This is a genomic window from Azospirillum sp. B2RO_4, assembly GCF_051124815.1.
In the GTDB taxonomy this organism is placed as follows: Bacteria; Pseudomonadota; Alphaproteobacteria; order Azospirillales; family Azospirillaceae; genus Azospirillum.
In genome coordinates, this window is the sequence record NZ_CP118489.1 from 425505 (window position 1) to 448533 (window position 23029).

Genomic DNA, 23029 nt, shown 5'->3' on the forward strand with positions numbered 1-23029 from the left:
GAAGAGATCCTCGAAGCGGGTCCCCCTCACCCCGACCCTCTCCCCGGGGGGGAGAGGGGGAAGCTCAGTTCATCGCGCGATCCGGCAGGTCCAGGATGAAGTCGCCGCCTTCGTCGTAGCCGGCGGTGCGGATCACGCCGTATTGCGGGGTCTGCGGCGCCTCGCTGGTCACGTCGGCGCGGACCTCCTGGTAGAGGCTGTAGCCGTTGCTGTCCTTCGGCAGGGCCAGCACCCGCTTCTTCAGCGCCACCGCGAAGGGGGAGTTCACCTCGCCGTCGGCGACCGGCTCGTCGCCGCCCGACGACAGGGCCATGACGGAGCGGCGCTGCCGGATTTCCTGCTCGTTGGCGAGGCGGCTGGCGTCGACCTTCTGCTCCTTGGTGAAGGCGCCGGAATAGCAGCTGTCCGACACCACCATCACATGCTTGGCCGGCATGCGGCTGAGGAAGCGGCCGATGTCGTTGTTCGACACCCAGTTGCGGGCGCTGGTCGTTTCCGCATCGGCGGGCAGCCAATAGCCGGTGCCGGTCTCCGCCAGTTCATAGCCGTGGCCGGCATAATAGACCATCACCTGATCCTGTTCGCCGACCTCGCGGCCGAGCTTGCGCAGGGCGTCGCCGATCTGCGCCTTGGTCGGGTTGCGCAGGGTCCGCGTCTCGTAGCCGAGATGGTCGTTCAGCGCCTGCGCCACCGCCTTGATGTCGGCCTCCGGCGTGGATAGGGCCGGGATGGCGCTGTCGCGGTAGCTGTCAACCGCGATCATCAGGGCGATCTTGCGCGGCTTCGGCGGGGCGGCGGGATCGGGGGCGGCTGTCGCGCTGTCGATGGCGATGCGCTGCTCGGTCGTCTTGCCGGTCTCGTCGGTCATGGTCAGGGTGGCTTCGGTCGCCCCCGGCTCCACCGGGATGCTGGTGCGGAACTGGCCCTTCTCGTCGATGAAGACCCAGCGGCCGTTCACCCGCGCCTCCGCCAGATTGGCGCTGTCGGCGACGATGCCGCGCAGGGTCATGCTGCCGCCGCGGGTGCGGCCGCCGCGCGCCTGCTGCAGGCTGGGCGGGGCCGAGGAGGCGGTCGGCCGGAACATGTCCGCCGCCCGCGGGTTCGCCACCAGCTGCCGCAGCGCGCCGGAGAAGGCCTGGGTGCGCTGCTCGCGCTCCACCCGCTGCACCATGGCGAGGTAGGTGCGGGCGACCTGGGGCGGCAGGTTGGCCTGGGTCACCGCGGCGCGCACCTGGGCATAGCCGCCGGGCTGGCCGGACGCGCTGGTCTGCAGGATGCCGCCGACGCGCACGGCCACCGGATCGTTGCTGGCGGTCAGGCCGCCGATCAGGGTGGGGACGGGAACGCTGGCCAGCACCGCGCGCTGTTCCGGCAGGGAGAGGGTGCCGGTCGAAAGGCTCGTCACCGCCTGGACCATGCCGCCGCTGCCGGCCGCCTGGATGAGGCTGCCGGCCGCCGCCTGCACCTGCGGCGAGGCGAGAAGCTGCGGCCCCGGTTGCGACAGGGTGGCGCCGGAAGCGTAGGCCCGCGTCGCCTCCGCCGTGAAGGTGACGGAGCGTCCGGACGGCAGCACCACCGTCGCCGGCGCGGGCGGCGGGGGTGGCGGTGAGGTCGGGCCGTTGCCGGCCGGCTGGGTGCCGTCGGAGGTCTGGCCGCCCTGCCCTGCCCCCTGCTCCAACCCGGCCAGGAAGGTCTGCGGGGTGGTGGCGGTGGTCGGGGAGCCGGTGGATGAGCTGGCCGATGTGCCTGTCGATGTGCCGGTCGTGGTGGCGGGGTTGGTGCCGGTGACTGTCGTGGTCGAGCCGGTGGCCGTCGTCCCCGTCGGGTTGGCGGCGATCTGCGCAACCGTCTGCAGCACCGTCTGCACGGAAGTGCTGCCGGTTGCGGTGGATGGAGTGGTCGGCGTCGTGCCCGTCGTGCCGGTGTTCGTCCCGGAGGTGTCGGTGCCGCCCGTATCGGTGCCGCCCGTATCGGTGCCGGTGGTCGGCGTGCCGGTTCCGTCTCCGCCGTCGGTGGAAGGCGTGGTCGGTGTGGTTGGTGTCGTGGGCGTCGTGGGCGTGGTCGGGGTTGTCGGAGTGGTCGGGTCATCCGTGATCGGGGGCGTCACCGGTGGTGTAACCGGGGGCGTCACCGGAGGAGGAGGTGGTGGCGGTGGAGGCGGCGGCGGCGGCGGTGAACTGGTGACCACCACGTCGCCGTTGCTGTACAGCGCCATCGCCTTTTCGCCGGTTCCGGCGGTGCCCCGCAGGCTTGCCTCTCCGCCGCCCGCGGCGATGCGGATGCTGCCGCTGCTGTCGGCGTCGAGGCCGATGCCGGCGACCTCGTAGGTGACGGCCGACGTGCCGGCCTTGCCGAGAATGGAGATGCCGCCGGACGAGGTGACCGTCGCCGAACCCTGGATCAGAACGCCCCAGGCCTCGTCGGCATCCACCTGGGTGGCGTCGCCGTCGATCAGGATGGCGTCGGAGGCGGTGGAGCTGGAGCGGATGGTGGGGCTGCCGCCGCTGGCGTCTGTGGCGATCAGCACGCCGGCATTCCAGCCGTAATAGGACAGCGCCTTGCCGCGGATGGCGATCTTGCCGGTGCCGGAGAGAAGCTCGCTGGTCCCGGTGATGGAGACGCCGTGCCCCTCGTTGTCGTAATCGGAGCCTTCGCCGCGGATGGAGATGACGCCGCCGCCGGAGTCCAGTGTGGCGTCCTCGATCGCCACGCCGGCGGCGCCGTCCCAATCGCCCTTGGCCGCCTCCTGCGTCGGATCGCTGCCGCCGCCCAGGATGATGGCGCCGCCCGAGGTCGAGATGCTGCTGGAGATCAGGCGGACGGCGCCGCCGGACTGTCCGGCGTTGCTGTTGAGCGTTACCGCCGAACCGCCGGTCACGATGGTGCTGTTTGACAGGGAGACGGTGTTGGCGGCCTTCAGCGTCACGGTGCCGTCGGACGTGAGGCTGGTGCCGTAGTCGAGCAGCAGATTGCCGCCGGACTCGACGGTGATGGGAGCGGCGTCGTTGTAGATCTCCGCACCGTTCAGCACGATGTCGCCGCTGGAATAGTCGGTCCTGCGGATGGTGATGGCGCCGTTGCCCAGCACGGCAATGGTGGAGGTGCCGTCCATGCTGACGGCGTAGCTGCCGGAGCTGCCTTCGCCGTGGCCCTCGGTGCCGGTGATGGCGACGGCGCCGCCCGTGGTCTGCAGCACGGAGTCGGCAATGGCGACGCCGATGTTGCCACCGTAATTCATGCCGTTGCCGCCGTCGCCGTTGAGGGTGATGGCGCCGGTGGTGGTTTCAAAACGGCTGTTGTCGAGCGAGATGCCGTTGTTGCCCTCGCCGTTGTTCTCGCCGCCCTCGCCGTTGACCAGGATGGCGCCGGCCCCGGTCTTGATGGTGGCATAGCTGAAGGCGGCGCCGACGCGGTTGTCCGATGGGGAGTAGTCGCCGTACATGCCGATCGCCGGTTTCTGCGTCGGGTCCGACCCGCCGCCGACGATGAAGCTGCCGCCGTTGGTGTCGATGGTGACGGGGCTGCCGGAGGTCCCGGCCACCTTGACCACGCCCTTGCCGAGCCCGGTGGCGGAATTCAGCGTGACGTTCAGCGCGCCGGCGGTGGAGGTGATGCTCCTGAACAGATAGATGTTGCGGTAGGCCTTCAATGTCAGCGAGGCGTCGCCGCCGGACGATTTCAGGATGGGCTGGTCGACGGTGATGTCGCCGGCCTCGGACCCGGTCGTCTCGGTTTGCAGCGTGACGCTGGTGCCGCTGTTCAGCGAGGTCTGGATCGTACCGGCGGTGATGGTGCCGCCGGTGTCCGCCACGATGATGTTGGTCGGGTCGAGCAGCCAGGAACCGCCCTTCCCCTGCCCCTCCCCTCCCCTGGCCCCCGCATCGACCCTGCCCCGCACATGCAGCGACAGCTTGCCGGAGGTCTCGACGAAGCCGCCGTCGCCGCCGGCCGCACCGCCGCGGGCGGAGACGGCGCCGTCGAAGTGCGTGGTGCCGTCGGCCCACACCACCACCTTGCCACCCTTGCCGCTCTGCGTGGCGTCGGCCGTGATGGTGGCGCCTTGCGCAACCACGGTGTCGGTGGAGGGCGGTACCGGCTTGCGCGCCGGGCGGATGTTGTAGCCGGCCAGCGTGGCGGCGGACGCCTTGCCGCCCTGCACGTCGCCGCCGATCAGCACCTCCCCGCCCCCGGCCGGACCGGAGGCGTCGATGCGCACCGATGCGGCCAGCGTCGTGCGGTTGCCGGAGACGGTGACGGAGCCGCCGGTCTGGCCCTGACCATTTCCGCCGGCGTCGAGGGTGCCGGAGACTTCGACCTCGCCGCCGTCGCCGAGCAGGACGATGTCGCCGCCCTGCTGCTCCACCCGGCGGGCTTGCACGGTGCCGGACATGTTGACGACGCGGTCGACCAGCCCCTTGGCGGCGCTTGCCGTCATCTGCACCCGGCCGCCGTCGGCGAAGATCCTGCCGCTGTTGCTGACCAGCGCATCCACCGGTTTGCCGTTGGCGCCGACGGGGCGCGCGTCGGTTTTCGCATCCACCGCGATGTTGATCTTCTGGTCGCCGAAGAGGTCGACGACGAAGCGCTTGCCCGAAGCCAGAGTCACCTCGCCCAGCCGGGCCTGGATGGTGCCGCGGTTGGCGACGCCGGGGGCGACCAGCGCCGCCAGCCCGGCCTCGGCCACCGTGATGGTGCCCTCATTCTCCACCGTCGCGGTGGAGCCGGCGCGGCCTTCGAACTGGAAGCGGCCGGCCATGAAGTCGTCGTTGCGGATGTCGTGGGTGGTGGCGAGCAGCCCGCCGACATCGACCTGGGCGTTCGGCCCGAACAGGATGCCGTTGGGGTTGACCAGCCAGACCTGCCCGTTGGCGGTCAGCCGCCCCATGATCGCCGACGGGTCGGGACCGGTGACGCGGTTGAGGGTGATGGCGTTGGCGTCGGGCTGCTGGAAGTTGGTGTGCTCGCCCTCAGAGATGCCGAAGCGCTGCCAGTCGATCACCGCCCTGGAGGTCGACTGGATGACGTCGAGCCGGCCGGGGCCGGTCGGCCGGATGGTGGCGGCGCCGTCGGTGACCACGCCGCCTTCGGGATTGGCCAGGGCCGGGAGGGGCAGGGTCAGGGGGAGGGCCAGAGACAGGGAGGTGATCGCGGCGACGATCGCGAAACGGGCGGTTCCCGCAAGCGCCGTGCTGTGGCGCAACGCCGTCCTGCCGGACAAACCTGAAACTCGCATCACCGATCCAATCCTCTCGCCGCCCCGGAAACCAGACCGGAAGGCAATACGCTGTCACAAACCAATGGATACGAAACATTTTAACGACCGGACGGCTGCACGGAAATACCGAAAGTGGTGACGGAATGTTTCGTGCCGGCAATGGACGCTGTGCGTCATTTCACGGCGGAAGCGTTACCGGTAACGGGTATCGGTAATGAGTTTGGGGCGGCAGGCGTTACCGGTAACGGGTTTTCGGTACAGAGGGAGCCTATTTCCATGGCGCAGGTATCGCCTTTGCCCTTTCGACCCGGCCGCCGATCCGCTAATAAGAAGGCCATCAAGTAGATTGGCACGCGATGCAGGGGAAACAGATGGCCGATCCGACCGCCGTCGCCACGAGGAAGTCTGCGGGCAAATCTTCCGGTAAATCAAGCGGCAGGCAGGCGACCCAAGGCGCCGGAGAGCCGGTAAAGTCAGCCGCACCGAAGCCGGCGCGCTGGGTGGTCTACAGTGCGCCGAAGGGCGGCACCGGCAAGACCACCAGTTGCAAGAACACCGCCGTCGCCGCGGCCAAGGACGGCATGCGGGTGGCGACCCTGGATTTCGATCCGCAGCGCACGCTGGGCCAGTGGCACGAGCTGCGCCGTCCGCACGACGTGGCCGCCATCGACCATTATGAAGGGACGCTGGACGAGATCGACGCCGCCCTCGCCCAGATCGACCCCGCCCGCTACGACGTGGTGTTCATCGACACGCCGCCGTCGGTGGAGCTGTATCCGGAGGCGACCAAGATCCTGCTGCGCCGCGCCGATCTGGTGCTGGTGCCGACCGGGGTCGGGCGCTTCGACAAGATGAGCGTCATCCCCTGGATGGAGTTCCTGCGCGATTACGGCCGCCCTGCGGCCTTCCTGCTGAACCGGGTCAAGCGCCGGTCGGTCAGCCTGCGCGAGGCCAAGCTGGAGCTGGGACGCGTCGGCCGGCTGGTGCCGCATGAGGTGCCGGACATCGAGGACATGCACCGGGTCGACGACATCGGCTGTTCCATCGTCGATGTCGGATCGGTCAACGGCGCCGACGAATGCCTGGGCGCCTGGTACTTCATCCGGCACGAGCTGGGGATCTGAACCTGGGGGTTTGAAAATGGCCAACGTGAAGTCCTTCATGAAGAAGGTGGCGGAGCAGGGCAAGGCCGCCCCCCCGCCGGCGGCCAAGCCGGAGGTAGCGTCTACTCCATTGCATGGAGGTGGGGTGCGGTCAGGGACGGCGGTGGCGCCGTCCAAGGCGGATCGCCGGGCGTCCGACATCAGCGACGCCATCGTGCCCTGCCACACCCGGCAGGAATTCGCGCAGGAGATCCGGTATCACTGGAACCGCAGCCGCAAGGAATTCCTGTCGATCGGCCGGTATCTGAACCGCGCCAAGGAAATCCTGCCGCATGGCGACTTCGAGGCGATGATCGAGAGCGACATGCCGTTCTCGGTCGAGACCGCCTTCCGCTTCCGCGCGGTGGCGGAGGCGGTGGACACCGGCCGGCTGTCGCTGGAGGTGCTGCCGGGGGCGGAAAGCGTCGCTTACCAGATCGTCACCATGACGCCGGACGAGTTGGAGCGGGCGAAGGCGCAGGGGCTGATCCGTCCCGACGTGACCCGCAGGCAGTTGATCGACTTCAAGCGGTCCTTGCGCCCGCCGAAGGACGTGACGCCGAACGACCGGCGCCGGCAGCTGCTGTCCGAATATGCCCGGCTGCGCGCCCGCATGGCGGAGGTCCGCGACGAGCTGCGCCGCGACCATGGCATCGACCCGGAGCATGACCATGGCCGATCCGGCCGCACCGGCGTCACCATCGACGTCGAGGCGGAGGACATTGGTCCCGGCGAGAACGGCGAGGACTGATCCGGCTTCAGTGGCCGTGCGACGAATGAGAGGCGATGCCGTTCCGGCCGCCGCCGCGGCCGGGGGAGGAGTTGCCGCTCAGCAGGTCGGTCAGCGCGCCGAAGTCGCGCTGGAAATTGCCGAAGAAATCGACGCCGCCGCCGTTGCGGGACGCCCGCGCGGCCGACGCCGTCATCTCGTGCGCCTCGCTGTGGCTGGACCGGCGGCTGGAGCCGCGCGCATGACGCTTTGGGGTCTTCGGCTTGCGCAGCGGCGTGACCGCCGGCGGGGGAGGGCCATCCGGTAGGGAAGCGGTTTCCGATGCACTGGCGAAGGCGTCGTTGCACAGGCCGCGGTCGGCCGCCCGCTCCAGCCGGTTGGGATCGAGAATCCAGCAGTCGAGGGCATCGGTCTGCGGCCGCTTCGGTGCCTGCACCGCCACCGCGACCGGCTTGGCCGGGGCGGACGCCACCGGTTCCGGCGGGGCGGGGGAGGGCAGGGGGCTGGCGATCTCCGGCGCGTACAGCAGCGGTTCCGCAGCAGCCGGTCCCGCGACGGACAGGACAAGCAGGGCCGCGAGTGCCGCCGCCATCACCATCCCGCTTCCGGTCGTCGTCCGGCGCTCGCCCGGCATCCTCCGTCCTTTCGATTGTCGCGCTCGCGTCTCTCAACAGATAAACGCATCAGCGCGCCTGTTCGTCCGCGCGAAATGGGGGCGGTGGCCGGGATGCGCGGTACTCCTTCCGGGCGGGCTCTTTCGGCGGTGGGGCAGGGGGCTCGGGTGCGGCGTTGTCGCAGGGGCGGGTTGGTGAGCTTAGCGGAGACCGCCCTCTCCCGCCCTGGGAGAGGGAGTTATGATGCGCTGTTGTCGCAGGGGCGGGTTGGCGCTCTTGTCAGGCGGGCGGGTTGGTGGGACAGTTCGGCCCCTGTTTCACCTGCGAGAATGGACGGCGGCGCCGGCGACATGGCCGATTTCAACTGGAACGACCTGCGCTTTTTCCTGGCGGTGGCCCGCGCCGGCACGCTGACCACGGCGGCCCAGCGCCTGCGCGCCGATCACACCACGGTCAGCCGCCGCATCACCGCGCTGGAGGACGCGCTGCGCGTCACCCTGTTCGAACGCCGTCCCAGCGGATTCACCCTGACCCCGCAGGGCGAGCGGCTGAAACAGACCGCCGAGGTGATGGAGAGCGCGGCGCTTCTGGCCCAGGGGATGGTGGCCGACGGCGACCTGTCGCTGGCGGGTGCGGTGCGGATCGGCGCGCCGGACGGCTTCGGCAGCTGTTTCCTGGCGCCGCGCATCGGCACCCTGTGCGAACGCCATCCGGAGCTGGAGGTGCAACTGGTCGCCATGCCGCGCGTCTTCAGCCTGTCCAAGCGCGAGGCCGACATCGCCATCAGCCTGTCGCGCCCGCAGGAAGGGCGGCTCTATGCGCGGAAGCTGACCGATTACCGGCTGGGGCTGTACGGCACCGCCGCCTATCTGGAGGCCCGGCCACCGATCCGCAGCCGCGCCGACCTGCGCGGCCATTCCTTCATCGGCTATATCGACGACCTGATCTTCGCGCCCGAACTGGACTATGTCGAGACCATCGGGGAGGTGGCGCCGCGCATCAAGAGCAGCAGCCTCGTCGCCCAGCTGAAGGCGACGCTGGCCGGGGCCGGCCTGTGCATGCTGCCCGCCTTCATCGCGGCCGGCGAGCCGGATCTGGTGCAGGTGCTGCCGGAGGAGGTGACGATCACCCGGTCCTTCTGGCTGATCGTGCATGAGGATCTGCGCTCGCTGGCGCGGATCTCGATGACCGCCGACTACATCGCCGATCTGGTGCGGCGGGAGCAGGCGCTGTTCCTGCCCCCGCCGACCATTTGATTGGCCGCAGCCTGACTTACCCCTCGCCGCGCAGCATGCGGATGATGCCGGAGAAGTCGGTGCCGCCTTGCCCTTGCGCGTTCATCATGGCGTAGAGCTGCGCCGCCGCGGCGCCCAGCGGGGTGGGGGCGCCGGCGCTCTGCGCCGCTTCCTGGGCCAGCTTCAGGTCCTTCAGCATCAGCGCCGCCGCGAAACCGGGCTGGTAGTCGCGGTTGGCCGGGCTGGCCGGCACCGGGCCGGGGACCGGGCAATAGCTGGTCAGCGACCAGCACTGGCCCGACGAGGTCGAGGACACGTCGAACAGGGCCTGATGCGACAGGCCGAGCTTTTCCGCCAGCACGAAGGCCTCGCAGACGCCGATCATCGAGATGCCGAGGATCATGTTGTTGCAGATCTTCGCCGCCTGACCGGCGCCGGCGCCGCCGCAATGGACGATCTTCTTGCCCATGGCTTCCAGGATCGGGCGGGCGCGCTCGAAGGCGTCCGCCTCGCCGCCGGCCATGAAGGTCAGCGTGCCGGCCGACGCGCCGCCGACGCCGCCCGACACCGGCGCGTCGAGCGAAGTGGCGCCTTGTTCCGCCGCCAGGGCATGCGCCTTGCGCGCGGAGTCCACGTCGATGGTGGAGCAGTCGATCAGCAGGGTGCCCGGCCGCGCCACCGGCACGATGTCGCCGTAGACGCCCAGGACGTGCTTGCCGCCCGGCAGCATGGTGATGACGACCTCTGCCGCGGCGGCGATGGCCGCCGGGCTGTCGCCGATGGTGACGCCGGCCGCCTTGGCCGCATCGATCGCGGCGGGCACGAGGTCGTAGCCAACCACCTGATGCCCCGCCTTCACGAGGTTCGCGGCCATCGGGCCGCCCATGTTGCCCAATCCGATGAAACCGATCACCGCCATCGTCGCGTCTCCCGTTGGTTTGGTTTTTATGGTGCTTCCCCCTCTCCCCCCCGGGGAGAGGGTCGGGGTGAGGGGGAGGCATGGGGTGGATTCAGTAGGGTGCGGAGGTGTGCGACGCTTGAAGATCCTCGCCGCGCGACCCCCTCACCCTAACCCTCTCCCCGGGGGGGAGAGGGGACTAGGGGTCGTGTCGGTCAGGCCATCCGCGCGATCTCGCTGCGCGAGACGATCAGGCGCATGATCTCGTTGGTGCCTTCCAGGATCTGGTGGACACGCAGGTCGCGCACGATCTTCTCCACGCCGTAATCGGCCAGATAGCCGTAGCCGCCGAACAGCTGCAGGGCGTTGTTCGCCACCTCGAAGCCGGTGTCGGTGGCGAAGCGCTTCGCCATCGCGCACAGCCGCGTCGCGTCCTTGCTCTTCGCATCCAGCGCCGAGGCGGCGCGGTGGACGAAGGTGCGGGCGGCCTCAAGCTCCGTCGCCATGTCGGCGATGCGGAACTGCAGCGCCTGGAAGCGGTCGAGCGACTGGCCGAAGGCCTTGCGCTCTGACATGTAGGTCAGCGCCTTGTCGAGCGCCGCCTGGGCGCCGCCGATGGAGCAGGCGGCGATGTTGATGCGGCCGCCGTCCAGACCCTTCATGGCGAACTTGAAGCCCATCCCCTCCTGACCCAGCAGGGCCGAGGCGGGCACCCGGGCGTCTTCCATGATGACGGCGCGGGTCGGCTGGGCGTTCCAGCCCATCTTGTGCTCGTTGGCGCCGAAGGAGAGGCCGGGGGTGTCCTTGGGCAGCAGGAAGGCGCTGATGCCGCCGGGGCCGTCCTCGCCGGTGCGGGCCATGACGAGGTAGAGGTCGGAGCTGCCGGCGCCGGAGATGAACTGCTTGGCGCCGTTGAGGACGTAAGAGTCGCCGTCGCGTACCGCCCGCGTGCGCAGGGCCGCGGCGTCGGAACCGGCGTTGGCCTCCGTCAGGCAGTAGCTCGCCAGCCATTCCATGGTGCAGAGCTTGGGCAGCCAATGGGCCTTCTGCTCGTCACTGCCGAAATTGTCCACCATCCCCGCCACCATGTTGTGGATGGAGATGTAGGAGGCGATGGTCGGGCAGCCCTGGCTCAGTGCCTCGAAGATCACCACGGCGTCGAAGCGGCTGAGCGCCGAACCGCCATGATCCTCCGATACATAGATGCCGCCCATGCCGAGTTCGCCGGCGGCGCGGAGCGTGTCGACGGGGAAATGCTTCTTCTGGTCCCACTCGACGGCGTTGGGCGCCAGCTCGTCGCGGGCGAAGGACAACGCCATGTCGCGGATGGCGACCTGGTCTTCGGTCAGTTCAAAGGACATGCGTCACCTCCTCTAAATCACCCCGCCCCCGGCGCGCGAAGCGCGCCGCGCGGACATGTACCCATCAATCCATGGTCGGAATGACGAAGCTGGCGCCTTCGCCAGCGCCCGAGGGCCAGCGGAGGTGACGGTCTTGGTCTTGGTGTGAAGCGCACCAGATCCGGCCCATGCTGGTTCAGGTCGCCGAAGCCCGAACGCTTCCAGCCGCCGAAGGTGTAGTAGGCGAGCGGAACCGGGATCGGAACGTTGATGCCGACCATGCCGACATCGACGCGCCGACGCGAAATCGCGGGCGGCGTCGCCGTCGCGGGTGAAGATCGCCACGCCGTTGCCGTACTCGTGGTCGTTCGGCGGGGCCAGCGCCTCTTCGTAGAGTCGGCGCGGACGACGGAAGGACCGGGCCGAATCTCCTCCTTGTAGATGCGCATGTCCGGCTTCACCTCGTCAGAACAGGCAGCCGCCCATGCTAGAAGCCGTTCTCATAGCCCTGCATGCTGAACTCGCGGCCGTCGACCGCCAGCTTGGCGCCTTCCGACGCCGAGATCGACGTAGGACTTCACGCGCTCCAGATGTTCGCGCGTCACCAGCGGGCCGAAATCGGCGCTGCTGTCGGTCGACGGGCCGACCTTCAGGCTTTCCACCCGCGGATCAGACGCTCCATCAGCGCGTCGGCGGTCTTCTTGCCGACCGGGACGACGACGGAGATCGCCATGCAGCGCTCGCCCGCCGCGCCGTAGCCGGCGCCGATCAGCGCGCGTCGGTCGCCTGGTCGAGGTCGGCGTCCGGCATCACCAGCGCGTGGTTCTTGGCGCCGCCGAAGCACTGCACGCGCTTACCGTTGGCGCAGCCGCGGTTGTAGATGTACTCGGCAATCAGGGTGGAGCCGACGAAGCCCACCGCTTGATGTCGCGGTCGTCGAGGATGGCGTCCACCGCCACCTTGTCGCCGTGGACGACGTTGAGGATGCCCGCCGGCAGGCGGCCCTCCAGCATCAGCTCGGCCAGCAGCCGGCACGCCGGGGTGCGCTCGACGGCTTCAGGATGAAGGCGTTGCCGCAGGCGATGGCCGGGGCGAACTTCCACATCGGGATCATGGCGGGAAGTTGAAGGGCGTGATGCCGGCGACGACACCCAGCGGCTGACGCATCGAATAGATGTCGATGCCGGGGCCGGCGCCATCCGTGAACTCGCCCTTCAGCAGATGCGGGATGCCGCAGGCGAACTCCGCCACCTCAAGCCCGCGCTGGATGTCGCCTTGGCGTCGATGATGGTCTTGCCATGTTCCAGCCGACAGCAGCAGCGCCAGCTCGTCATAGTCGCGCTGGACGAGGTCGAGGAAGCGCATCAGGACGCGGGCGCGGCGCTGCGGGTTGGTGGCGGCCCAGCCGCGCTGCGCCTCCTTGGCGTTCTCCACCGCGGCGCGCATCTCCTCCACGCTCGCCAGCGGCGCGCGAGGCGCGCACCTCGCCGGTCATCGGGGAGTAGACGTCGGCGAACCGCCCCGACGTTCCGGAAACCAGCTTGCCGCCGATCAGGTGCTGAAGTTCGGTGGTCATCCTATTGTCCTCCCTCGGGATTGTTTGTCACCATGTGTACCCGGGCGGCCCTCCGGGGCGACCCGAAACTGCGCATCGGTTGTGCAGGAATGCGGCAAAGCGCCCTCCGATGGCCGTCCGCAACCCCCAGACGTGTGGGAGACTTGGGCGCGTCCGGCGCTTATAGTGCGCCCGCGCTCCAGCCACGGGAAACCCTGGTGTGGGGTGGGGACAGCCGCAGAAACGGCGAAGCGGAATGGACATGACCAGCCACGAAGACGTCTTGACACGCCCGAGACACGACAGCCGACCATCCTGGCGGTCTACAACCAGAAGGGCGGCGTCGGCAAAACGACCACCTCGGTGAACCGCGCTGGCGCTGGCGGCGCTGGGCAAGGCGTCGTGCTGATCGATTTCGACCCGCAGAGCACGCGCCACCGGCAACTCCTGCTGCGCGACAAGGCCAAGGTCGGCATCAACGACCTGCTGCGCAAGGAAACCTTCGTCGAGGACGCCATCACCCCGACCGCCTTCGACGGGCTGTCGATGATCGTCGGCGCGCGCAAGCTCTATGCGCTGGAGCATGCGCTGGACAGCCGCGGCGGCTCGCAGCAGGGGGCTGCGCAAGGCGCTGCATTTCTCGCGCAACCCGCCGGATTATGTCGTCATCGACTGCCCGCCGGCGCTGGGCCATCTGGCGGCCGGCGCGCTGGCGGCGTCGGACCGGCTGATCGTGCCGGTGTTTCCGGGCGTTATGCGCTGGACGGGCTGCGGCGCACGCTGCAGGTGGTGGAGCATATCCAGAACGGGCTGAACCCCAGCCTGACGCTGGCCGGCATCCTGATGCTGTCGATCACCAACGACGAGGTCGGGCGCAATCGCTGACCCAGCTGCGCAACGAGTTCCCCGACCAGATGTTCCGCACCGCCTTCCCCTATGACGTGGACGTGGTGAGGCGACCTACCGCCGGATGCCGGCGGCGATCTTCACGCCGGACGGGCGGACGACCAGCCGCTTCGCCGCGCTGGCCTGGGAGATCGTCCACGGCCGCGGCAGCACGCCCGACGACGCCCAGCTGAAGCCGGCGCTGGAGCGCATCAGTCGTGGCACGAGGCGACCGACACCTCCTACCAGTGCGCGGCGTCCTCCATTGACGAGGGCGACGCCGGGCGGCGGGGGCAACGGGCGCGGCAGGCGGAACGCGGGGGCGCGCGGTCGGTGGCGGAATGGGGGCGGGGCTTGTGGGGCTGGTGATCGGGCTGGCCGGCGGCTTCGCGCTGGGGGCGGCCGTGGGGCAGCCGATACGGGAAATTGCTGGGGCTGGGGGGTAGAATATCCGTAACATGGACAAAAGCCCGGGCGAGATGATATCGGGTCCGGTCGGTTGTTGGGGATGCCTCACCGCGCTAGTAAACCTCTCGGAGATGTCGGCCGACGCGTTGCGCCAACTCGTGCTGGAGCTGTGGCGGCGTCGGCCGATCTGGAGCAACGGCTCCGCGATCGTGATGCCGAGATCGCCCGGCTGAAAGGGTTGTCGGGTCGGCCTGCGATCAAGCCGGCGGTCAAGCCGAGCGGCATGGAGCCGGGAGCGCCAGCCCCCGCAGCGGCCTGTGCGTCGCCGACGTGGTCGGGCGGGCAAAGTCTCCAAGACGGTGACCTGCGAGGATCGCGTCCTGTGCGTTGCCGTGCCGGAGGGTCGCGCTTCAAGGGTTGATGAGGATTTCACCGTCCAGGAACTGGAACTGCGGGCGCGGCGTATCCGCTTGCGCCGGGAGCGCTGGCTGACGCCGGACGGCCGGTGCATGGTGGCATCGCTTCCCTCCGGGATCACCGCCCACCTCGGCCCGGAACTGCAACACTTCGATGCTGTTCCAGTATCATCGTGGACAGACCACCATTCCCCGTCTGGTGGCGCTGCTCGCCGACCTCGGGTTCGACGTCTCCCAGCGGCAGGTCGACCGCCTGCTCACCCGCCGTGGCGCACTGCTGGCCGAGGCCGACGCGTACTGCGGGCCGGGCTGGGGCGGCGTCCTGGATCAGCGTGACGACACCGGTGCCCGCCACAAGGCGGCCAACGGCGTCTGCACCAACTCGGCGACGACCGCTTCACCGCCTTCAAGACCACCGGGTCGAAGAGCCGGCTGGATCTCCTGGAGGTGCTGCGCGCCGGCCATGGCGATTACGTCGTCAGCCCGGCGGCGCTGGCCTACATGCGCCAGGGCGGCGTCCCGCTGGGCACCGTCGCCCGGCTGGAGGCTCATCCGGCGCGCCGCTTCAGCCGGAGGCGGCGTGGCTCGATCATCTGCGCGCCTGAACTGGCCGACGTGCGTCCACAAGATCGACATGGTGCGCCTGGCCACGGCGGCGGTGTGGGGGAGCCTTGCCGACCACGGACTGCTCCCCGGCCGTGATCCTCAGCGACGATGCCGGACAGTTCGACGTCGGCCTGCACGCGCTGTGCCGGGTCCATGCCGAACGCCTGGTGCACAAGCTCGACACCTTCACCCCCGCTCAGTACGCCGCCCAGCAGCACATCGCTCGCTGATCTGGGCGTTCTACGCCGACGAAGCCTACCAGAAGGCTCCTGACCCAGGCCGACGCGCCCAACTGCGGGTGCGCTTCGAGCGGATCTTCCTCCGACGCACCGGCTTTTCCACCTTGGACCGGCTGCTGGTGCGCCTGCGTGCCAGCAAGGACGAGTTGTTGCGCGTCCTCGACCGCCCGGGGTCCCCTTGCATACCAACGGTTCGGAAATGACATCCGCTGCCATGTCACCTGCCGGGAAAGTCAGCGGCGGCACCCGATCCGATGCGGGACGGCGCCGCGCGACGGTTCCTCGGCCTGATGAAGACCTGCGCCCAGCTCGGCATCGCCTTCTGGGACTTCCTCGGACATCGCCTCGGAGTCCCAGGCTCGCGGTGCCGCCTTCTCTCCGGACGTGATACGACAGCGTGCAGCTCAAGCAGCGCCCGGGCTTTTGCCCATGTTACGAATATCCCCTCTCCCCCCCGGGGAGAGGGTTAGGGTGAGGGGGACGCGGAGCAAGGATTTTCAAGCATCGCACACTTCCCGCACCCCACTTAATCCACCCTATGCATCCCCCTCACCCCGACCCTCTCCCCGGGGGGGAGAGGGGGAAAAGTGGATCCCACGATCAACGAGAAGAGGCCGTCATGCTTCCTGTCGATGCCGTTCTGCGCAAGGTGGACGAGTCCTTCGAGGAGTCGGTCGGCCGGCTTTGCGAGCTGTTGCGCATTCCCTCGGTCAGCACCGATCCCGCCTACGCCGGCGAGGTCCGGCGCGCCGCGCGCTGGTGCTCCGACAGGCTGACGGCGATGGGGTTCAGCGTCACCATCCATGACACGCCGGGCCACCCGATCCTGGTCGCCCATCATCCGGGGCCGGGCCAAGGGGCGGAGGGGACGGAGACGCCGCATGTGCTCTATTACGGCCATTACGACGTGCAGCCGGCCGACCCGATGGAGCTGTGGCACAGCCCGCCCTTCGATCCGGTGATCGTCGAGGCCGAGCGGGGCCGCCGCGTCGTCGCCCGCGGAGCCGCCGACGACAAGGGCCAGACCATGACCTTCATGGAGGCGTTCGAGGCCTGGCACGCGGTCCACGGCTCCATACCGATCCGCGCCACCGTGCTGCTGGAGGGCGAGGAGGAAACCGGCAGCCCGTCGCTGCCGCGCTTCCTGACGGAGCATGCGGAGGAGCTGCAAGCCGACTTCTGCCTCGTCACCGACACCAACGCCTGGGACGTCGACACCCCGGCGATCACCACCCGGCTGCGCGGGCTGCTCTATCTGGAAGCCACCGTCACGGGGCCGAGCCACGACCTGCATTCCGGCCTGTTCGGCGGCGCCGTGCCCAACCCGCTGAACGTGCTGAGCGGCATCCTGGGCCAGATCCACGATGCCGACGGGCGGGTGCGCTTCGACGGCTTCTATGACGGCGTGCGCGAGTTGCCGGACGAGCTGCTGGCGCAGATCCGCGGCCTGCCGCTGGACGAGGCGCAGTTCCTGGGGGCGCTGGGGCTGACCCGCAGTCACGGCGAGGCGGGGCGGACGCTGCTGGAACGCATCTGGACCCGACCGACCTGCGACATCAACGGCATCTGGGGCGGCTATACCGGCGAGGGATCGAAGACGGTCATCCCGGCGAAGGCGTCGTGCAAGCTGAGCTGCCGTCTGGTGCCCGGCCAGGACCCGGCGGCGGTCGAGGCGTCGGTCCGGCGCTTCTTCGAAGAGCGGCTGCCGGCGGACTGCACAGTCAGTTTCCGCAGCTTCAGTTCCTCGCCGGGGATCGAGGTGCCGACCGACACGCCGTGGATGCAGGCGGTGCGCGGCGGACTGAAGGAGGCGACGGGGCGCGACGGCGTGCTGATCGGCGGCGGCGGGTCGATCCCCATCGTCGGCTGGTTCCGCGAGCATCTGGGGCTGGACACCATCCTCGTCGGCTTCGGGCTGGACGACGACCGCATCCATTCGCCGAACGAGAAGTTCGAGCTGAAATGCCTGCGCAACGGCATCCGCAGCCATGCGGCGATTCTGGGGCGTCTGGCCGGCGGGCAGGCGGGCTGACGGGTGGAGGAGGGCGGCCGGGGCCGGCCCTCCCTTCGGAGTTGATGCTCAGCCGGCTTCGGCGGCGGAGGAGGCGCTCCACAAATTGATGCCGGCGTCGGCGACTGCGTGGGTGTCGATCTCCGCCAGTTCCTCCGGGCTGAAGGACAGGTTGTTCAGCGCGTCCAGCGAGTTGTCGAGCTGCTCGACATTGCGGGCGCCAATCAGGGCGGAGGTCACGCGCGGGTCGCGCAGGACCCAGGCGATGGCCATCTGCGCCAGCGTCTGGCCGCGCCGCTGGGCGATGGTGTCGAGCGCGCGGATGCGCTCCAGGTTTTCCGGCGACAGGAAGTTGGCGCGCAGGGTCCCGCCCTTGGCGGCGCGGGCATCGGCCGGCTGGCCGCCGAGGTACTTGTTGGTCAGCATGCCCTGGGCCATCGGCGAGAAGGCGATGCAGCCCATGCCGAGGTCGTCCAGCGTCTCCAGAAGCCCGCCCTCAACCCAGCGGTTCAGCATGGAGTAGGAGGGCTGGTGGATCAGGCAGGGGGTGCCGAGGTCCTTCAGGATGCCGGCCGCCCGCCGCGTCATCTCCGGCGAGTAGGAGGAGATGCCGACATAGAGTGCCTTGCCCTGACGGACGATGTGGTCGAGCGCGCCCATCGTCTCCTCCAGCGGGGTGCGGGGATCGACGCGGTGCGAATAGAAGATGTCGACGTAATCGAGACCCATCCGCTTCAGGCTCTGGTCCAGGCTGGAGACCAGATATTTGCGCGAGCCCCAGTTGCCGTAGGGGCCGGGCCACATCTCGTAGCCGGCCTTGGTCGAGATCGCCATCTGGTCGCGGTAGGGGCGGAAATCGGTGGCGAGGATGCGGCCGAAATTCTCCTCCGCCGAACCCGGCGGCGGGCCGTAATTGTTGGCGAGGTCGAAATGGGTGACGCCGCGGTCGAAAGCCCGGCGCAGCACGGCGCGCCCGGTGGCGAACACGTCGGTGCCGCCGAAATTCTGCCAGAGCCCCAGCGAAATGGCCGGCAGGTCCAGCCCGCTGCGGCCGGTGCGGCGATAGCTCATGCCCTCGTAGCGCCGGTCGGCGGCAAGATAGGGCGGCTGCATGGCGTTCTCCCGATGTGATCCTGAGTGATATATCAGCATAGGGCGGCGGCGGGGCCGGGTGCAATGGCGCGGCCGGTCATATGGCGGAGGGATGGCCGAACCAGCCGGCGCGGCTCAGTGAGTCGGCAAAGGTGCTCGTGGGGAATGGTGGACATCCGGCAAGCCATTGCCGCCACGGATGCGTGGGAGAAAATATGATCGCTACCGACAACTTTTCGGCATTATCGGGAGTCTATGACTCCTAATCCGAAATAATCTACGAAAAAACGCAAGTATACCTTGCGGCTTCTCGCGACTTAAGGCACGATCCTGGTGAAAGTGCGCTCCAATGATCTGAAGCCGGAGCGCTCCTTGGTATTTGTCCGCTTCCACGCTTTCCGTGAAAGATCGGAACGCGATGGTTGAGCTACGCAAACTTGTAGGGACAGCGAGCGGGTGCGGAAACAAACAACCGGGGCAGGTGAATTTCTGGACGGCCATCGTATCGTCGATTTCAGAAACTCCATGCAGGAGTTGAGGTTATGACGGTCATTTCTGGAACCGGACGCCTTATCCTCGGACGAAATGCGAGGATTGACCCTGGTGACTTGACCCTGGTGGCAATCAGAACACGCCGTTGCGCACCTCCATTGTTTCGGTCGCTGTCGGAGAAAAACGGCAAGTAGCTGACAACTGAATGGGAAAACCAGGGATCTGTATTTTCCGCCCTTTGTTAGTCGGAAGAGAGAATGCGGCAAGAATTTTAAAATATCAGGAATGCATGCCAGTATATTTCGTTTGTAGAAATAACGTCAAAATTCTTCCATAATCCTATTGAATTAAACAAAGTAGTGAGATCGAAAAACAACAAAAGGAGGCATCAAATGCGATTGTTCCTTTTGAGATTTGTCATCACGACCATGGCCGTGTCTTTATCCGGCTGTGAATCTCTAAAAGTTATCAATGCTCCGGAGGCGCGTGGAACGCAAGGTGGAGATGTAGCTATCTATGTTGTTGGTGAAGGTAGCATGGCGTCCACTGGTGAAGAAGAGAGTGAAGATTTTGATAAGGAAAAATACGTCAAAGAATTGCCTGAAGCTGTGAAGAAGGAATGTATTTATTATCAAAGTGCAAATATTTTAGGAGCGACAGCCATTCCGTTGATTTTGGCTGGCGTGAATATTGCTTATAATCAGGCGGCAGACGCATTCAAGGATGCGATGCTCGCAAAGATCGCGCGCTTTCAGCAGACGTATGAAGGTCAGAAAAATGTGAAGAACTTCATTCCTGCCGCCAACGAAAAGGCCTCGAGATGCGTGGAGATCCGGAGAAGCATCACCGGGGATGACGGAAAGCCGCTGATCGCGTCGCAGATCGTGCTCGGTTTCGCCGACGCCGGCTCTTCGGCCTTGCAGATCAAGCCTGTCTACGTGCGTTTCAACCGATTTGCGGCATCGACCCAGCCGGATCCCAAGGGCAATGCCGTGGATGTTGCCGTGACGGTCGGCATCATAACGCTCGCATCGGATGGCGGAGAGCCGGGGCTTCGGCGATACGAACAGAACATAAAGCTTCGGAACGTGCCGCTTGGTCAGGACTATGCCGTGTCCAAGGTTCCCCCGACGGCGATCTTCCCCAGGCTTCCGGCCCGGCCCGCCACGATCGTCATGGCCGTCACCGAAACCGGAAAAGGTTTCGGGGAGTTCGAAGGCTTCGAGAAGGCATTCGAGGCGAACCGCGAGATTATCGGCGTGGCATTGGGGAATGCAATCGAAACCCGTCTCAACGCCATCGCCGCCGGTACGAACTGACCGGCGGCGCACCATCCCCGTCCGCCGGCCCCGGATTGCCGAATGCCGCGATAACCCGTCCCGCCAAAAAAATCGGCAACCCTGGGAGATTGTCAGGAAGGATTGCGGCGTATCACGCCGCATATGCCTGCAGTATTCCATCAATAATGGAGGATGTCATGTGTGATCGTCATCGTCCGCGCGACAACAGGGAGAGCGGTGAACCAGCCATCTGCTTCATCATCCCGCCACATATCCAGGAACATCTGGCCGGTCAGGCGCAGACGCCCGCAGCGCGTAAGCGGGCGATCCGACAGTTGGCCTCCTCTTCCCAAGTGCGTGGCTGGCGCAACGCCTTTTTCGGCGGTCCCGCTGCTGTGGCAGGCATCACTTCGGTGTTCGCCGCCGGCAAGGAGCGCATCGTGTGCGACGCCCATGGGACGGAGCATATCCCCGGCACGCCGATCCGGCGCGAAGGCCAGAACCCGGTCGTGGACCACGCGGTGAACGAGGCCTATGACGGCAGCGGCACCACCTATGACTTCTACCGGCAGGTGTTCGAACGGGATTCGATCGACGGACGGGGATTGGACCTGCTGTCGACCGTTCATTATGGCACCAACTACGGCAATGCCTTCTGGAATGGCGGGCAGATGGTCTATGGCGACGGCGACGGCGAATTCTTCGGATCCTTCACCACGTGTCTCGACGTCATCGCCCACGAGTTGACGCATGGCATTACCCAATTTTCCGCCGGTCTGGTTTACCAGGGGCAGCCCGGTGCGCTGAACGAGTCCTTCTCCGATGTCTTCGGTGTGCTGGTGCGCCAGTTTTCCCAAAACCAGAAGGCGGAGGACGCCGACTGGCTGATCGGCGCCGGTCTGCTGATTCCCAAGCCGGGAACTCACCGTCAGGCATTGCGCTCCTTGAAGGCGCCGGGCACTGCCTACGACGACCCGGAACTGGGCAGCGACCCGCAGCCGGCGCATATGAAGGATTATTACCAGGGCTTTGCCGACAATCAGGGGGTCCACATCAACTCGGGCATTCCGAACCACGCCTTCTACCTCGCAGCGATGGCACTGGGGGGCTATGCATGGCAGACGGTGGGGCCTGTCTGGTACGAGGCGCTGACCACCCGCTTGCGCCCGTCCTCCACCTTCGCCGATGCGGCGGCGGCCACGATCGCCGTCGCCAGCCAAAAAGGAGCATCGGTGCAAAGCGCCGTAGAAGAGGCCTGGAAATCCGTCGGCGTGATCTAATATCAGCAATCGAGCCAAGAGGTCTGAGCAATGGCAGCGGCGGCGGCGAGGGGCCGGAAGTTGGCTATCGCCGCCGCCTTTCTCCTGTCTTGGGGAGTGACGACGGTGGCGGATGACGGCATTTCGGTCACGTTGGAAAGCTCGGGTGGCATAGCCGGGCCGATGCGGCGCCCGACGGCACGCTTGGGTTCCGCCGACCTCGGCGCCGATGACTCGGCGGCACTGAAACGTCTGATCGATGCCAGCCGCTTTTTCGATCTGCCGGCCACCTTTCCGACAGACGCAAAGGCCCGCGATCCCATGACCTATTCTCTCACCATCGAGCGGAATGGGCGGAGCCACACGGTGACATGGTCCGACGGCTCCGGCCATCCGCAGGAACTGGCCGAACTTGCCGGCTGGGTGAGGCGCCACCGCCTTCGGCCGTGACAGCCCCCGGGAAATGAGCAGGGCTTGCGGACACCGCCCGCTCATGGCTCAGTCCGGGCAAACCTGCTGAAATTCAAGCGGTGGAGCGGGCAAATCGTCGGAAGTCGCGGCGGAGGTCGCCATGGTTGCACCGGACGCCCTCACGGCGGGAATTCGCCGTTTCGGATCGCTGGTGAACGGGACAATGTGACCAACACAATCCCCCGATCCGACCCTAACTTGTCACACGAACGATTTGGCATGGCAAACCATCGGCCTGCGCACCGGCGGACTCCTTCGTAGCTCAAAGGTTTTTCCGGTCGCCGGCGGAGGCCATTGCAGGCTGTGGCCGAAAAGATACATCCGACATCGGAAATGTAATGGTGACAATGTTCCGTTTGACCCCGCCGAATACGTCTCCATAATCCTGATTGTCTCGATTGTTCGAGCGTTGTGCGCCAGATGATGGAGGATCCGATGCGCCACACCGACGTGACCCGCAGTTCCGGCCCGTACACGGCAGCCCCGGGCGCCGTCCCGGCCGCCGACCGCGTCACCCGTGTCGCCTCGCGCTCGCTCTGGCGGCTGCTCGACGTGTTGTTTTCCGCGATGGAACGGCGCAAACAACGTCATGCACTGGCGAGGCTCGACGACCATCAGCTGAAGGATATCGGCGTCAGCCGGTCCGAAGTGGATCAGGAAGTGTCGAAGCCGTTCTGGCGGGGATGAGACGATGGCCGACCAATCCATTCAGGGCAAATCCATACACATCGACTACGCGGTCGAACCGGAGTTGAGCGCGGACGCGTTCATCGACGTTCTGGAACGCTCCGGGCTGGCGGAACGCCGGCCCGTGGGCGACCGCCCCCGGGTGGAGGCGATGCTGCGCAATGCCGGCCTGATCATCACCGCGCGTGAGGATGGACGGCTGGTCGGCGTCGCCCGGTCGATCACCGACTTCGTCTATTGCTGCTATCTGTCCGACCTCGCCGTCGACCGCGCCCTGCAGGGGCGCGGCATCGGCAAGGAGCTGATGCGCCGCACCCGCGACGCGATGGGGCCGGGCACCATGTGCCTGCTGCTGTCCGCGCCCAAGGCCATCAGCTTCTACGAGCAGGCCGGGCTGAAGCGCCACGAGCAGGCCTTCCTGTTCACCGATCTGGAATAAGACATCCGGGAGGAG

At 67.2% G+C, this 23029-nt stretch carries 21 protein-coding genes and 1 pseudogene; 11 read left to right on the plus strand and 11 right to left on the minus strand.

Going from position 1 to position 23029, the window contains the following annotated elements; genetic code table 11:
• Positions 1-64: 64 nt before the first annotated feature.
• Entirely contained in the window at positions 65-5233 is a 5169-nt protein-coding gene (locus PWS46_RS25535; RefSeq protein ID WP_434623697.1) for a filamentous hemagglutinin N-terminal domain-containing protein, read from the minus strand.
• A gap of 482 nt (positions 5234-5715) precedes the next feature.
• Between PWS46_RS25535 and PWS46_RS25540 the strand changes: the two genes are divergently transcribed.
• Both PWS46_RS25540 and PWS46_RS25545 read left to right on the plus strand, forming a co-directional pair.
• Positions 5716-6339, plus strand: a complete 624-nt coding sequence (locus PWS46_RS25540; protein ID WP_434623699.1) for a ParA family protein — start codon at positions 5716-5718, stop codon at positions 6337-6339.
• 16 nt (positions 6340-6355) lie between these two features.
• On the plus strand, positions 6356-7108 hold the full coding sequence (locus tag PWS46_RS25545; protein ID WP_434623701.1) for a DUF3102 domain-containing protein: 753 nt from the start codon (positions 6356-6358) through the stop codon (positions 7106-7108).
• Positions 7109-7115: 7 nt separating this feature from the next.
• Here the strand turns inward: PWS46_RS25545 and PWS46_RS25550 are convergent, their stop codons facing one another.
• The gene (locus tag PWS46_RS25550) at positions 7116-7721 is read right to left on the minus strand and encodes a hypothetical protein (protein ID WP_434623703.1); all 606 of its coding nucleotides are present in this window, start codon (positions 7719-7721) and stop codon (positions 7116-7118) included.
• A gap of 330 nt (positions 7722-8051) precedes the next feature.
• On the opposite strand from PWS46_RS25550, the gene PWS46_RS25555 reads away from it, so the two are divergent.
• On the plus strand, positions 8052-8957 hold the full coding sequence (locus tag PWS46_RS25555) for a LysR family transcriptional regulator (protein WP_434623705.1): 906 nt from the start codon (positions 8052-8054) through the stop codon (positions 8955-8957).
• Between the two features lie 16 nt (positions 8958-8973).
• Here PWS46_RS25555 and mmsB read toward each other — a convergent pair whose 3' ends face one another.
• The 6 genes and pseudogenes from mmsB to PWS46_RS25585 all read right to left on the minus strand — a co-directional run bounded on the left by mmsB (position 8974) and on the right by PWS46_RS25585 (position 12620).
• Complete coding sequence (gene mmsB / locus PWS46_RS25560) at positions 8974-9855, minus strand: 3-hydroxyisobutyrate dehydrogenase (protein WP_434623707.1); 882 nt, start codon at positions 9853-9855, stop codon at positions 8974-8976.
• A gap of 194 nt (positions 9856-10049) precedes the next feature.
• The gene (locus PWS46_RS25565) at positions 10050-11195 is read right to left on the minus strand and encodes an isobutyryl-CoA dehydrogenase (RefSeq protein WP_434623709.1); all 1146 of its coding nucleotides are present in this window, start codon (positions 11193-11195) and stop codon (positions 10050-10052) included.
• Positions 11196-11212: 17 nt separating this feature from the next.
• Positions 11213-11623 (minus strand): hypothetical protein, encoded by a 411-nt coding sequence (locus PWS46_RS25570; protein WP_434623711.1) that lies wholly within the window; start codon positions 11621-11623, stop codon positions 11213-11215.
• A 319-nt stretch (positions 11624-11942) separates the two neighbouring features.
• On the minus strand, positions 11943-12092 hold the full coding sequence (locus PWS46_RS25575) for an aldehyde dehydrogenase family protein (RefSeq protein WP_434623713.1): 150 nt from the start codon (positions 12090-12092) through the stop codon (positions 11943-11945).
• Positions 12068-12277, minus strand: a complete 210-nt coding sequence (locus PWS46_RS25580) for a hypothetical protein (protein WP_434624424.1) — start codon at positions 12275-12277, stop codon at positions 12068-12070. The genes PWS46_RS25575 and PWS46_RS25580 overlap by 25 nt, the downstream gene beginning before the upstream one ends.
• Positions 12187-12620, minus strand: a pseudogene (locus PWS46_RS25585) (aldehyde dehydrogenase family protein). The gene PWS46_RS25580 and the pseudogene PWS46_RS25585 overlap by 91 nt, the downstream one beginning before the upstream one ends.
• Before the next feature lie 472 nt (positions 12621-13092).
• Between PWS46_RS25585 and PWS46_RS25590 the strand changes: the two are divergent.
• Positions 13093-13614 (plus strand): ParA family protein, encoded by a 522-nt coding sequence (locus PWS46_RS25590; RefSeq protein WP_434623716.1) that lies wholly within the window; start codon positions 13093-13095, stop codon positions 13612-13614.
• Positions 13615-13689: 75 nt separating this feature from the next.
• Here PWS46_RS25590 and PWS46_RS25595 read toward each other — a convergent pair whose 3' ends face one another.
• Both PWS46_RS25595 and PWS46_RS25600 read right to left on the minus strand, forming a co-directional pair.
• Positions 13690-13839 carry a hypothetical protein gene (locus PWS46_RS25595; protein ID WP_434623718.1) on the minus strand — a complete coding sequence of 50 codons (150 nt, stop codon included), beginning with the start codon at positions 13837-13839 and terminating at the stop codon, positions 13690-13692.
• A 926-nt stretch (positions 13840-14765) separates the two neighbouring features.
• The gene (locus tag PWS46_RS25600) at positions 14766-14990 is read right to left on the minus strand and encodes a hypothetical protein (protein WP_434623720.1); all 225 of its coding nucleotides are present in this window, start codon (positions 14988-14990) and stop codon (positions 14766-14768) included.
• Positions 14991-15109: 119 nt separating this feature from the next.
• On the opposite strand from PWS46_RS25600, the gene PWS46_RS25605 reads away from it, so the two are divergent.
• Complete coding sequence (locus PWS46_RS25605) at positions 15110-15274, plus strand: hypothetical protein (RefSeq protein ID WP_434623722.1); 165 nt, start codon at positions 15110-15112, stop codon at positions 15272-15274.
• Positions 15275-15902: 628 nt separating this feature from the next.
• The gene (locus PWS46_RS25610; RefSeq protein ID WP_434623724.1) at positions 15903-17315 is read left to right on the plus strand and encodes a M20/M25/M40 family metallo-hydrolase; all 1413 of its coding nucleotides are present in this window, start codon (positions 15903-15905) and stop codon (positions 17313-17315) included.
• 48 nt (positions 17316-17363) lie between these two features.
• On the opposite strand, the gene mgrA is transcribed toward PWS46_RS25610, so the two are convergent.
• Positions 17364-18407: an L-glyceraldehyde 3-phosphate reductase gene (gene mgrA / locus PWS46_RS25615; RefSeq protein WP_434623726.1), complete on the minus strand. Its 1044-nt coding sequence runs from the start codon at positions 18405-18407 to the stop codon at positions 17364-17366.
• Positions 18408-19270: 863 nt separating this feature from the next.
• On the opposite strand from mgrA, the gene PWS46_RS25620 reads away from it, so the two are divergent.
• From PWS46_RS25620 to PWS46_RS25640, 5 genes are all read left to right on the plus strand, one after another.
• Complete coding sequence (locus PWS46_RS25620; protein WP_434623728.1) at positions 19271-20197, plus strand: hypothetical protein; 927 nt, start codon at positions 19271-19273, stop codon at positions 20195-20197.
• A 158-nt stretch (positions 20198-20355) separates the two neighbouring features.
• Positions 20356-21438 (plus strand): M4 family metallopeptidase, encoded by a 1083-nt coding sequence (locus PWS46_RS25625; RefSeq protein ID WP_434623730.1) that lies wholly within the window; start codon positions 20356-20358, stop codon positions 21436-21438.
• 60 nt (positions 21439-21498) lie between these two features.
• Positions 21499-21867: a protealysin inhibitor emfourin gene (locus tag PWS46_RS25630; RefSeq protein ID WP_434623732.1), complete on the plus strand. Its 369-nt coding sequence runs from the start codon at positions 21499-21501 to the stop codon at positions 21865-21867.
• Between the two features lie 456 nt (positions 21868-22323).
• Positions 22324-22575: a DUF1127 domain-containing protein gene (locus PWS46_RS25635; RefSeq protein WP_434623734.1), complete on the plus strand. Its 252-nt coding sequence runs from the start codon at positions 22324-22326 to the stop codon at positions 22573-22575.
• 4 nt (positions 22576-22579) lie between these two features.
• The gene (locus PWS46_RS25640) at positions 22580-23014 is read left to right on the plus strand and encodes a GNAT family N-acetyltransferase (protein WP_434623736.1); all 435 of its coding nucleotides are present in this window, start codon (positions 22580-22582) and stop codon (positions 23012-23014) included.
• Positions 23015-23029 lie beyond the last annotated feature (15 nt).